This is a genomic window from Pontiella desulfatans, assembly GCF_900890425.1.
Lineage (GTDB): Bacteria > Verrucomicrobiota > Kiritimatiellia > Kiritimatiellales > Pontiellaceae > Pontiella > Pontiella desulfatans.
Genome location: NZ_CAAHFG010000001.1, coordinates 1626023 through 1639750, shown reverse-complemented (window position 1 = coordinate 1639750; position 13728 = coordinate 1626023). Strand labels below are relative to the sequence as shown.

5 protein-coding genes are annotated in these 13728 nt (G+C 55.1%); all 5 read right to left on the bottom strand.

Annotated features, from left to right (window positions below):
* Positions 1 to 25: 25 nt before the first annotated feature.
* Entirely contained in the window at positions 26 to 3415 is a 3390-nt protein-coding gene (locus E9954_RS06085; protein ID WP_136078326.1) for a glycosyl hydrolase, read from the bottom strand.
* 281 nt (positions 3416 to 3696) lie between these two features.
* A complete protein-coding gene (locus tag E9954_RS06080; protein ID WP_136078325.1) occupies positions 3697 to 5394 on the bottom strand; it encodes an arylsulfatase in 1698 nt (565 codons plus the stop codon).
* 77 nt (positions 5395 to 5471) lie between these two features.
* Entirely contained in the window at positions 5472 to 7214 is a 1743-nt protein-coding gene (locus E9954_RS06075; RefSeq protein WP_407947754.1) for a glycoside hydrolase family 43 protein, read from the bottom strand.
* Positions 7215 to 7359: 145 nt separating this feature from the next.
* Positions 7360 to 10347: a family 78 glycoside hydrolase catalytic domain gene (locus E9954_RS06070; protein ID WP_136078323.1), complete on the bottom strand. Its 2988-nt coding sequence runs from the start codon at positions 10345 to 10347 to the stop codon at positions 7360 to 7362.
* Between the two features lie 62 nt (positions 10348 to 10409).
* Positions 10410 to 13682 carry a glycosyl hydrolase gene (locus tag E9954_RS06065; protein WP_168442018.1) on the bottom strand — a complete coding sequence of 1091 codons (3273 nt, stop codon included), beginning with the start codon at positions 13680 to 13682 and terminating at the stop codon, positions 10410 to 10412.
* Positions 13683 to 13728 lie beyond the last annotated feature (46 nt).

The window sequence follows — 13728 nt, the reverse complement described above, 5'->3', positions numbered from 1 at the left end:
TATTCATGCATTAAGGCCACATCAATCACGGCTCATTCACAACCTTTTTAACGCCAAATTTTAACTGTACCGGACCGATCAGACCGGATTCAACTATCGGCGAATCCTTGGTGTAAAACCGGCAGGTTGTAAACGTTTTGCGCTCGGTCGCGGGGCGTGGTGTTCCATTCTTCAGCCAGGCGGGAATCTTCTCAATTAAATTCTCCGCCGGCTTCCTGCCCGGGATGTATGTATCGGTCTCAGGATAATGCTCATCGCCGATCATGCGATTCACCCACAGGTTGGTAACGCGAATCTCAAGCTGATTGCCCTTCGACTTAAGCATTCCCGTAACATCCAGTTTGTACGGCGGCTTCCACAGAATCCCGAGGTTTTTGCCATTCAGGATCACTTCGGCAAAAACCTGTACGTCGCCGAGATCCAGACTGACCGCATATTCCTCGCTCAGTTGATCGGCCGGCACATTAAATTGCTTCCCGTAAACCGCTGTTCCGGAGAAATACTTCAGTTCCGGATCCGGGTGCTCCGTCCAGGAAATCAGTTTATCCAGCCTGACTTTGGTCGGGCCCCAGCCTTCCGGACATTTCAGGTTCCAGTCCTTGGTAAGATCCAAGGATTTCGGCACATCGGTCACCTTAACCGCTTTTCGTGTTCCATCGGAATAGACGACGTCGTAGTCCCCACGCTGCCAGGCGGACAGGATGGTTTCATTATTTGCGACCGACAGGGTTGCCGGTTCCGGCTGGGCGGGAAAAACCACGGTTTCATCTTTAATCGTGAGGACTTCATTCTCCATTCGCGCAACGGTTATGACCTCTGAGCCGTAGGAATAGTCCACACGCAATGCTTTCGTTGCTCCTATGGTAGGTTTTTCACCGGTCGCCGCCTGCGTAGTGACCACCATTTCCAATGCATTGTTTTTGATCAGTAATCGGATTCTGGAAGTCACGTCCTTTTGGGAGTCGGGGTCCCCGTCAGCCGCACCAAAGACGGCCTTATGAATAACCAAGGGGCTGCTCGCCGCCATCTTACTGTCAAACGGCGATTTTCCATTGTGCAGCATCTTTACGACACTTGGCGCAGTGGCCTGATCCTGAAACACCACAAACACCGATTCGGCGGGTTCCATAAAGAGCTTTACCTGCGTGCGATCATCATCCGTTGTTTGGAAAAAAGGAGCTTGTTTAATTTCACCCGTCTGCGCATTCCACAGCTGGGGAACACGCCCTTTATCACGCAAGATCACTTCCACCTGACGGGGCATTTCCTGCTGATTGGAGATCAGATACACATCGGCATCGCCGATTTTGCGATGAATCCACTCATATCCATTGCCGCCGATGAGATTGGGGGCAATGCCCTGAATGGAGCGAAATTCCACATCCGGCTGAACGCCCATGGAGGAAAGAATTTCGGCTAATGGACCGGGCCAGTAGAGTTTGCCTTTTTTATAGGCGATCTCTTTAGCTTTCGTACCGTCGCAGTCACGCCACACCTGATCGGCCGCTTTTTTCACGAAACGATCTGCATTTGGGTAATCCTGCAAACCCGGTGTGCCTTCCGGTTTTTTCCAGACGATATGCGCGCCAGCGCTCAGTAACTGCTCAACCTTTTTCAAGACCTCAGGACGAACCGGTCCATCCGGCATGATCAACAGGCGGTATTCCATCAAGCCGGGCAGCACCAAACGCCCCTCTTTAACCGTCATTTTCATCAGGTTTTTGCGCGAGATCAGATCATAATCATACCCCGCCGGCGCAGTCGGATTCATCTCTTCCCGGTGTCTGACCGTCTGAGGCGCGCTTTCGCCCGGATAATAGCAGAGGTCCGCCTGAAATTTCCCCTCCTGCAGAAGATACTGACTGCGGGCCAGATATTCATTCCACGCCCGGCCCTGCTCATACCACGTATTGTTGCGATTGTTCTGGAATCCCCACACCGCCATCGTCATGCCGGGCAGAACCTCATCGCCCCACGGCTGATGAACAAAGGTATGAAAAATGAAACGATTGATCCCCTGACAGAAAAAGAAGTCGCCCTGAACCTTGAGTCCGTAAGGGTGATTCACAAAGGCCGCTTCCATACGCCCTGCGGTGAAAGCTTCCGCTCCCACGAAACGGCGGCCGTTGGTATGCGCGGCCGATGCCGCCATTTTTGAGGAACTCCGGAACGGTCCTCCCGTGGATCTGGCCCACCATTCGCCCATGGGCATATCGACGACATCCGCCACCGCAAAGTCGTCCATATTGCCCGGCTTACCATAGGGCTCGCACGCAAGCGTCAACCCGTTTTCATGGCACATTTCAGCAAAATGTCCGAAATAGTTTTCGGTCCATAGATCGGCAATCACCTGGCGAAAATCCCATAGGAACCGTTCGGTGTAATCCAGGTTGTTTACCACTCGTCCTGTTACCGCCGGCAGATGATTTATAAAATCATATCCCATGCGCTTCTTGAATTCTTCATCAAAACCCTTGGTCCAGTTTTGCTGGCCTGTTTCATAACTATCGATCAACACGCTGCTGAATGCTTTACCCGTCAACGGCCCCACATCATCAATCACCTTCTGCACGGTATGTTTCCAATGCCATTCCGCCGCGGCTTTGCTCATTTTGTCGCATTCGTTGCCACGCCCTTCACGTGGAGCCGGGCGATTCTGAAGTCCGCAGACCGCATGCCCGAAACGAACAATGGTCCACTGCCCTTTCGGGGCACTCCATTGAAGCTGCCCGTTAGCATCCATCTTGTCGCTGAGGTCAATAATGGATGAAAAATCAATCTGATCGCCGGCGTCCACCGCACGAGTATCCGGTTGGATTTTATCATCGCGCTCATAACCGGCTTTGCTTTTCCAGTTATCCACCCGGAACCCCTTCTTGCCATTGCGCTCGGATTCAGGGGTTGGAAACGCCAGCACAGCGATATCCTGAAAATAGTTATCCCGCAGTTTCTGCGGCTTTTCTAATTTTACCTTCACAGACGTCGGTCCTTCGACCTGCTGTTCCGTCCAGACGACGTTCTGCATCGAATATTCCGGCGTAATCCACGGGCCGCCGCTGCTCGACCAACCCGCCGTTTGATGATAGCACACCTCCAACCCGAGACGGTCCGCCTCTTTAATCGTATGCGTCATCAACTCGCGCCACTCGCTGCTTAGATATTTGACCGGCCCGGCATCCATCCCTCTTTCGATTTGGAACGCCTGAAATCCACCGAGCCCAGCTCGCTGCATCGCCTCCAGATCTTTGGTAATCCCTTCGGCTGAAACATACCCGTTCATCCAGTGCCACCACGTATGCGGTTTCGCGGAATTCGGCGGGGATTGAAAACGTTCCTCCAGAGTCTCTGCAAAAGCCAGCCCCGCTGATAACGAAGCCAAAACAGCGATCAGTCCATATAGTTTAAATAATTTCATAAGGTTCCTTTTCTTCAAAAATACGATAAACTTCCTCTGTAGCTGCAATTTACATTAAAAATATGACGCCCCGCCAACAACGAATTTCTTTTTCGCATCTCCATATCTCCTGTCTTCAGAATTTAGACCCCGAAATACACGAACCAGACGAAAACCAAGCGCGCCCGCTTTCGCGCTGTATTTCGTGGTTAAAAGAGCGTTCCTGCTGTTAGTTTTTTCATGTCAGGAGTAAAGCCCACACCCCTCTCAGATCCCGCACCGTCCTGAGCTTTTTCTTTATTTTATTCCGCGTGCTTATCCAAAACTTTTTCAGACGTTCCACTATTCCGCATTCCGCAATGTGCGGGTACCCCCGATTGCTTTTGCTTTTTCTTTCTCGGTCTCGGCTTGGGGTAGACCCTGTCCTGGTCGGCCCATTTATTCCAGGCCCTGGACATCTCCGCGAGGCGCTCGGGATATTTTCCGGAAAGATCGTTCAGCTCGGTGCGGTCTTCCGCAAGATTGTAGAGCTCCCATTTGGAAACGAGCACGCCCTCCGGCGCGGCAACGCCGCGGCCGACCAGCTTCCAGTCGCCGTCCATCATGAAGGCATTTTTTTCATGCTCCGAAAACATCGGAGCCGTGCGTTGGATCGGCTTGCCATCGAACGCCGGAGCGAGCGACACACCGCGCAGCGGATAGATTTTATTTCCATCGACCGCCTGGGGATAGGTTGCTCCCGCTAGGTCGAGCAGGGTCGGCATCACGTCTATCAGCTGCGCCGGCGACTCATACCAGTCCGCCTGCGGCTGAATACGCTTCGGCCAGTGCATGAAAAACGGGGTGGCCGCACCGCCCTCATGGGTGTAGTGCTTGTAGAGCTGAAACGGCGTGCTGGAAACATTCGCCCAGGCCGCGCCATAGTTGTTATTGGTTTGCTGGTTGCGCTTTTCCGGATCCATAATTTCGCCGCGCCCTAGTGGCGGACCCTCGGCACAAGCGCCGTTGTCGGACAGAAACAGAATCAGCGTATTATCCAGCTGCCCGCTCTTTTCCAATGTCTGGACCAATTTTCCGATGTTCTGATCAATTCGGTCGATCATAGCAGCATAGACCGCCATGCGCATATCCATCACCTTCTGCTTTTCGGCATTCAGCGTGTCCCATGCCGGCACTTTTTTATCGCGCGGCGAAAGCTTCCATTCCGGCTTGATCAGTCCAAGTTCGATCTGGCGCTGATAGCGCTGTTCGCGCAGGGCATCCCAGCCCATCATATAGTTGCCGGCATATTTCGCGATGTCCTCCTCATGCGCCTGGTGCGGCCAGTGCGGCGCGGTATAGGCCAGATAAAGAAAGAACGGGCGATCCTTCCCCTGCTGCTCTTCCTGAATGAAACGGATAGCATGGTCGGTGAATGCATCCGTGGTATAGAACGGACGATCCGTTGTGCTCTTCAATTCCTTGTCCGGTTCGTTGCCGAAGGTCATCCCGCGCGCGTCGTACGGATAGAAGAAGCGGGTTGCGCCCGAGATGCAGCCATAATATTTTTCGAAGCCGCGCTGCAGCGGCCAACGATTCTTATGGTTGTACCCCAGATGCCATTTCCCCGTCATTAGTGTAGCGTACCCGGCGGGTTTAAGTGCCTCGGCAAGCGTTACGCAGTTGCGGTTGAGGAAGCCGCGATAGCTCGAAAACTGTTCGCCCGCATCGTGGTTTTCCTTGTTCGGCGAATTCGTCATGTGGCCGATACCGGTGAGGTGCGAATGCAGCCCGGTCATCAGTGATGCGCGAGTTGGGCAGCAGCGCGAGCCGTTATAGAATCGCGAAAAGCGCACGCCCTGCGCCGCAAGGCGGTCGATGTTAGGCGTTTCGATTTCACCGCCATAGCAACCGACATCGGAAAAGCCCATGTCGTCCACCATGATCAAGATCATGTTCGGCTTCTCCGCAGCCTGAGCCGCCCCTGTCAGCAATAAGAGACTTAATATCCAGTTTTTCATTTTTACTTTCTTTACTTTGATCGAATGCGAAGCTGCATGGGCATAATCTTCCATGTAGGTACCTCACCTTTTACAGGTTATCGCAGAGCGTCATTTAAGCATCCGTTCTTTTCCGCCCCTTTTAGTTCCTGCTTCGGCCCGTCGTAGTCGTAGTGGAAATAGTCGATATCCACGTGGCCGTTTTCGCCGGATTCATTCCAGCAGAAGAAGCCCAGGCGATCCCCGCTCCAGAATCCAAACGCAATGGTGAATTCCGGACCGAAACGCGTGAAGCGTTCACCATCCGTGCTGAATTCAAAGGCTGCGCGGTCTCCTTTGTTGGTCGTGCGGATGAACAGGTCGTTGCCATGGATCGCGTCGCCACGGAGTTCCTTCCCGTTCATATCCATGAAGAACAGTCTGCGGGTGTCGTTCTCTTCGACATGAACACCGAGCAGGTGAAAGATCCCGCCAAAACGGACAAATCCGGCGCGCTGCCCCGCCTTCATGCCGGAGAGGTCAAACCGGGCCACGGCACTCCCGGTCGAAGTGCCCATTATCCGCTGACTGACGGTATTGAAGGCCCGCCAGAATAGCTGACCATGTATTCTGTAGTTTTTCACCGGCGCAACCGGCCGGTCAGCCTTAAGCCGCAGCCACCCCGGCCGCTCCGCCAGCGTCCAGTGGCTATCACGCGGGTTATGGTTCCACTCCCATTGCACACCGAGCCGGCCGGGATTGAATTCATCATCCGTGGGCGGCGCAGTGACCGGGAATCCATTAATCGGTTTTTCATGCGACCGCACCGGCTCGCCAATGCCATCGCCGTCGATATCCTTGCCGATCATTGGCCAACCATCGACCCATTTAACCGGCTGCAGGCACTGCGGACGTCCCTGAAACGGATTCCCGATGTTCTGGATCAGCTGGTGCATGTACCACCAAGAGCCGTCGGGGGCCTGCATCAATGCGCCCTGGCTGCATGACCGTTCAAAACCGTTGCCTCGCTCGAACACAACTTTCTTTTCATAGGGCCCGTAGATGCTGTCTGTTTGCGAGCGCAGCACAAGCTGCTTGCGGTCGTTCTTTTTACTTGGCCTTCCAAGAGGCGTTTCCTTATCGCCGACAAACCACTCCGCCATAAAAATATACCAGGTATCATTAATATTGTAGATTTTGGCGGCTTCAGCTCCGGGACCGGTATAAATCACTTTTCCCGAGTCCTGAATCTCCCGCCCATCCCAACTCATTTTATATAACCTGTTCTCGCTTCCAGGCGTCGTGTTCTCTGGTCGTTTCTGTTTCTTTGCTGTATTGCACAACAAATAAGCCTGATGTTCTTTTTCGTCCCAAAAGACAACGGGATCATCAAATATTTTTTCGTTGGTAAGCATCTGGATCGGTTGGGTCCAGGGGCCTCTGATATCTGTTGCAGAACTCATATACAGCCCGTGCCGAGAATCAATCTGGTAACAATACCAGGTACCGTCGTGGTAGGCCAAATCGCCGGCCCACACCCCGAACCTGTAGCCCCGCATTTCGTTCCAGTTGTATTCCGGCGCCCAGGAAAGCCTGTCCCAAACGTGCCCGATGGTTGTCCAATTCACCATATCCTTCGATTCAAGGATCACCATTCCCGGACTCATGTGCTGCTTCGACGAGATCATGAAGTAGGTGTCCCCCACCCGCTCGACATCCACGTCGGGGTAGTCCGCGTTGAGGACCGGATTCCGGTAGGTTCCGTCGCCCTGATCGCCCCAGCTCCCTGTTTGCTGCGCCTGAGCGCAGATCAGAAACCCCACCGCGATAGTCAAAAAGCAGATCCAGCGCCTATGTTTCATCATCGATTTCCTTCTGGTTAAGGGTCAGCCAAAAAAAGGGGCTACTTCAGTCCTATGATGTAATGTTATTTTTAGTCCATAGTGCTTCATCATATTTTCTACCGCAACCACACTGCAGGCTGTCGCAACCTTCTTTCTGCCTTCGCTACAGCCGGCCTTTTGCCGTAAAGGCATAGCTTCCTGATCCGACCTGAATCACCACGCAGCCCTCCTTCTGACCAAGCACCTGTATGCCGGCCCCGTCTTCAACCGGGCGGCCGCCTTCAGTCACGTCGGCAGCTTGTTCGGCCGCGATATACATAGTGGCTGTTGAGTTGGCCGGGATTTCGACCTTCCAGTGGAAGGTATCGTCTTCGATTTTCCAATCACTGGAAATCCGCCCGCGAATGGAATCATAATGCCCCTTGGCCCACGTTATGCCGGATCCAATTTCGGGCTTCATGCGGATGGTCTTGTAGCCGGCTGCGTCCAGATCAATCCCGAGCATGGAGTAGAACATCCACTCGCTGCAGGCCCCGTAGGCATAGTGGTTGAACGAGTTCATCGCGCCGGCATTGAACCCCTTCTCGCGGGTCCAGCTGTCCCAGCGCTCCCAGATGGTGGTGGCGCCCTGTTCGACGGAATAGCCCCAGGAAGGATAGGTCTTGTTCTGCAGCAGGCGATACGCGAGATCACTCCGCCCGATCTCGGTCAGCGTCGGCAGCAGGATCGGCACCCCGAGGAAACCGACCGAGAGATGGTAGTCCTTGGCTTTAATCCGCTCCACCAGATGAGCCGCCGCCTGCCTGCGCTGTTTTTCGGTCAGCAGGTCATAATGCAGCGCCATGCAGTAGGCGGTCTGTGTATTGCCTTTCACCCGGCCGTCGGCATCAACAAAGGTTTTTTGGAAATGCTCGCGGATGCGCTCAAACAGCTCCCGGTATGTTGTCGCGTCTGCTTTTTTTCCGATCGCTTCGGCCATCTCCGCCATCAGGCTTGTGCTGTAGGCAAAGTAGGCGGTCGAAATCACATCCTTCGGCGTACTGGAACCGACGGCCAGCCAGTCGCCAAACCCTTTGGGTATTCCGCTCAAGCCATGCTTTTCACACGCTTCAATGTAGCGTGCCATTGCATCATAATGCTTTTCAACAATGCGGGCATCCCCGTACACCCTGTAGATCGTCCATGGACAGATGATTCCGGCATCCGACCACCCGGAACTGGCGTGACCATGGAAGGCCGGGGCCTGCTGGCCGAACATGCCTCTATTCTGCGTATCCTCCAGATCGACGATCCATTTGGTAAAGAACGAAGCCACATCCTGATGATAGGTTCCGGAGCGGATATAGACCTGCGTATCGCCGGTCCAGCCCAGCCGCTCGTCGCGCTGCGGGCAGTCGGTCGGCACTTCGAGATAATTAGAGCGCTGGCCCCAGAGAATGTTGCTGTGGAGCTGGTTGAGCATTGGGTCCGAGCACTCGAACGAGCTGGTCAGCGGCGCATCGGAGTGCACCACAACTCCCGTCAGCGTATCCGCCGGCGGATCCTCGCGCAGCCCGGTGACTTCAACATAGCGGAAGCCGTGGAAGGTAAAGTGCGGCTCCCACACCTCCACGCCGTCGCCTTTGAGAATATAGGTGTCGGTCGCTCGGGCGGAACGGAGGTTTTCGGTAAAGACCGATCCGTCCGGACTGAGCATCTCGCCGAAACGCATCACGATCTTATCGCCGGCCTTGCCGCTCACCTTCAGCCGCACCCAGCCGGCAAAGTTCTGCCCCAAATCAAAGACGTGCAAACCCTTCATTGGCTCGGTGATTTTGACGACCGGCAGCTCCTGCGTACGGCGCACCGGAACGCCGGGATAGGCTTCGATGACGGGGTTTGCCTTCAGTGCCGACCCGGTATTCACCGCGCGCCATTGGCTGTCATCAAAGCCGGACTTATCCCAACCGGGCATCTCACGACGGGCATCGTAGGTTTCCCCGGCCTGCATGTCCGACAGCAGGATGGGGCCGAACGAAGCCTTCCACGACGGATCGGAGACGACGGTTTCCGAGCGTCCGTCCGCGTAATCGATATGGAGTTGGGAAAGGAGACGGATTTTTGAGCCGTACTGGTTTTGTCCCTTGATGCTGATGTTGCCGCGGAACCAGCCGTCTCCGAGAATTCCGCCGATGGCGTTATCGCCCTGCTGCAGCAGATCGGTTACATCATAGGCCTTATAGTAGATGCGCTTGCGGTAGTCGGTCCAGCCGGGCGGGGTGAAAAACTCATCACCCACGCGCTGCCCGTTGAGATGCAACTCAACAAACCCCTGCGCGGAAACATAGACCACCGCCCGCTTTACCGGAGCTTTCACCGCGAATACCTTGCGCAGATACGGCGACGGCAGATAGCTTCGATTCATCAAGTTAGGCCGGTTTGTGCTGAAAAATTCAAACGTTTCGCCTTCGCTAAAGATCCGTTTTCGAGTGACTCCATCAAATGTATATTCAAGTTCGAGCTTCTTCAGTTTTCCGGGCGCGGGATCCTTTTCCGCAAGTTCGTTACCAACCGAAAGTTTAAGCGTCCCCTCGGCAACCCGCTTTTGGAGTTTTTCCGTCACATCAACCTGTTTTGAGGGTTTTCCGCCTAAACCATACAGGGCCTTGACCACGACCACCTTGGGCCCTTCCTGGATGGGATCTTCCGGAATTTCATCGTAACCGATCCATTGCGCCTTCCAATCCTTCGGCTTAAGCAGGCCCATCGACCACATGGCGGGCTCGCTCCAGATTGAGGGATTCCCCTCCCGATCCCAGACCATCACCTTCCAGCAGCAGGACTGGCGGGACGTCAGCGGCTTCCCTTTGTAAGCGATCTGAATGCTTTCACCCGAGTTCACTTTCCCCGAGTCCCACAGATCGCCGGCATCGTTGGCCAACGTCTCCGGCGAACCGGCCACCAGAATGCGGTAGGCACTCTGCATCTGAGCGCGCTGACCGGATTCCAGCCGCCAGCTCAGTCGAGGCTGCAGCACATCGAGGCCCTGCGGCTCGACATGATATTCGCAGCGCGGCTCTACCGGGCGAATGCTTGCGGCGGAAAAGCCATTGGTAGCGCATACGATGAACGCCGCTAAAGCGACTGGAATGATTGCGTATCGATTTCTCATAATTTTTCGTTCTAATTGCGTGTATAATTTTTTCCTGCCGAGTGGCAAAACAGGCCTCGACTCTACCTTTGCGTATCCTTGAACGGTACGATTTGCGGGCGCAGCACGCGCACAGGGCCAATCAAGCCAGAGTCCACCAACGATGAATTTTTCCTCAAATGCTTATACAGGGTAACGGTCTTGCGCTCGGTTGCCGGGCGCGGCGTACCGTTCCTCAGCCAATCGGGGACGACCGAAGCCGTAGGCCCCCTATACTCCAGCACATCCGGATATTGCTCGTCGCCGATCAATCGATTGGCCCACAGGTTGACCACCGTGACTTCCAGCTCGTTGCGGCCCTCCCGAACGGCCCCGGTAATGTCGGCACGGAACGGCGGCTTCCAAAGCAGCCCCAAGTCCGTTCCATTCAGCTTCACGCGGGCCATCACCTCGACGCGTCCCAGATCCAGAATCGCCGACGCGCTGTCCGCTGCGGAATAATGAAACTCGGTTCGGTAGGTGGCCGCACCCGAGAAATATTTAATCTCCTCGTCCTCGTGTTCGTTCAAGGGTATGAGCGACTTGAACACAACCGGTGCCTCCGGCCCCAGTTTGCCGAACGAGACCGTCCACGGGCCATTGACCGCAAGCGGTTCTGCCACCTCCGGCACATCCACAGTGGCGGAGGTTCCGGATGCGCGACGCACGTCGAGCGTTCCGGCACTGAAGACCAAAATCTGTTCCTCGCCGTCCACAATGCGCGGCCGCACCGGCTCCGGACGGGCAGCGGCAAGCGCCTGGCTCACGTCAATCGATTGGTTTTCGTTCACTCGAACCGTTTTCGAGACCCCATTCGCTACGTATTCCATCTCCAAAACTTTTTCTATCTTATTGGCCGGATCGCCGAAGTCCTTATTACTGGCGGTGAAAACCGTTTGACCAAGAGCTGCGCGTTTGGCGAGTTTTTCCGTAAGATCGACGCGCTGTTGCGGGTCGTTAGGGTTGCCGTACCAAGCCCGAACGATCGTAAGCCCCTCCTCTTCAGACTGAGCCTCTTCAGCCGAACGGAACGTGATCTCCGCAATCGGATTGACCTGTTCCACCGGACGGTCAAATACAACGAATACCGATCCCGCCGGATCCAGTTCGAGCGCCACCTCCGTCGTTGCTCCGTTCGATTTCCAAACCGGAGCCGCTTCGATCCGGCCGGTATCGGGGTGCCACAACTCAGGCGTCCGCCCCGCGACACGGAACCGGCAGCGCACCGAGCTGGGAAGAGCGTCCTGGTTCGATACAAAATAAACATCCTTGCCGTCGATCCTGCGATGAATGTAGGCGAGGTTTGCCTCCCCGCTCACCTCGAAATCCGGCACCAAATCAATCTGCTTGAGTACCGCCGGTAAATTTTCCGGTTTCTCGACGCGGCCGCTGTCCCACAGCGACGCGGCGATGGTTTCGACCTGTTTGTCGCAGTCTGGATAGTTTTCCAGACTGGGAGACCCAACAGGCTTTTCGCCCACAACGATCGCACCCTGACGAACCAGCTCGGCAAGCTTTGTCATCAACTCGGGGCGTGCCGTCGGCATGCGGGTCAGCACCAGCACGCGATAGGACATCCCCGAAGGCAACACGAGACGGCCATCCTCAACGCGCAGATCCATCAGGGCATCAAAGCCGCCGACATCATAATCATATCCGTCCGGAGGAACGGGCGACAGACTCTTGCGAACCTCATTTCGCTGAACGCCTTCGCCATGGATATAAAGCAGATCCGCCACGAACTGTCCTTCCTGCAAAAGGTATTGGCAGCGCGCAAGGCGATCGAACCACGGACGAGCCTCCATGAACCAGGTGTTGTTGCGGTTCATCTGCATCCCGAACCGCCCCATCGTCATTCCGGGAACAATGTCATCGGCAAAAGGCTGATGCGCAAAGGTGTGAAAAATGTAACGGTTGATCCCTTCCGCATAGGCCAAATCGCCTTCTGCTTTCATTGAATAGGGATGCGATTTCCAGTCGGCGGCCTCGGGCATCGCGGTATACGCCTCCGCTCCGACGTAACGTTTATCGCCCATATGCGCCGCCGACGCGGTCAGCTTCATCGACATGTCGAGCCGCTCGATGTGACGCTTGGTCCAGAATTCGCCAATCGGGACATCCGCAACTGCAGCCGCCTGAAAGTGGTCGAAGCCTCCGTTACCATAGGGTTCGATGGACAGCGTCAACCCCTTTTGATGGCATAGCTCCGCGAAGCGGCCAAAATAGTTCTCCGTCATCAAGTCCATGATCGTGCGGCGCAAGTCCCAGAGGAAGCGTTCAGAAAGTTCGAGCGAGCCGACCACACGCCCCGTCATGCAAGGCATCCACGGTGTCATGTCATAGCCGCGGCGCGCCTTGAACTGCTGCGCAAAATCGTGTGTCCAGTTTTGGAGCCCCACTTCGTAACTGTCAATCAACACGCGTTTTAATGATTTTCCTGTCAGCGGCCCGGCATCGGCCAACACGTTCGTCAGGAACCGGTTCCAATGCAGGTCGGCACCCGCTTTGCTCAATTTGTCGCATTCCAGTCCTTGACCCGAACGTGCGGCCGGGTGGTTGGTTTTTCCCCTCGTCGTATACCCGAAGCGCACAATCGTGTAGTGGCCCTTTGGTGCCGTCCATGCCAACTTGCCATCGGTCGTCATGCGGTCCGTCAGATTTAAAACCCCGTCCATTGCGATGAGATCCGAGGGAGAAAACTCGCTCCCGGCATGAGGGTTTTGACCTCTCTGCTCATTCTTCCCAGACTTCTCCTCCCAGTTCTCGATGCGAAACCCCGGCTTGCCGTTCTGTTCGCCCTCGGGCGTCGGAAAAGCCAGCACCACAATATCCTGATAATAGCCCTTCCGGGTGGTCGACTGCGTCAAGGTGATCGACACATCCTTACCACCCGACACCTGCACCTCGCTCCACACCACTTCGTGCATGGAATGCTCCGGGGTGATCCACGGCCCGCCGCTGGATGACCATCCGGCGCAGTTATGGAACGTCATCTCCAGTCCGATCCGATCCGCCTCTTTGACCGTATGAGCGATCATTTCGTGCCACTTCGGGCTGTTGTAATTAACGGGGCCGCGAGGTGTATTTAAAGGCACATCGAAAACAGTGAATCCATTCAATCCTGCGTCCTTCATCGCCTCCAGATCCTTAGTAATTCCTTCGGCGCTGACATTCCCATTCATCCAATGCCACCACGTCTGAGCGCGCGCGCTGTCGGGCGGCGATTGAAACGATTGCTCCAGTGAGGCTCCGGCCATTCGGCACATCCCCGCCATCGGAAGCATTGATATAACCAATCTGATAATAAATTTTTTCATAGCTCTACTTTCCTCGTGTTTGTTTAATACTAAATCCGTTAGACTC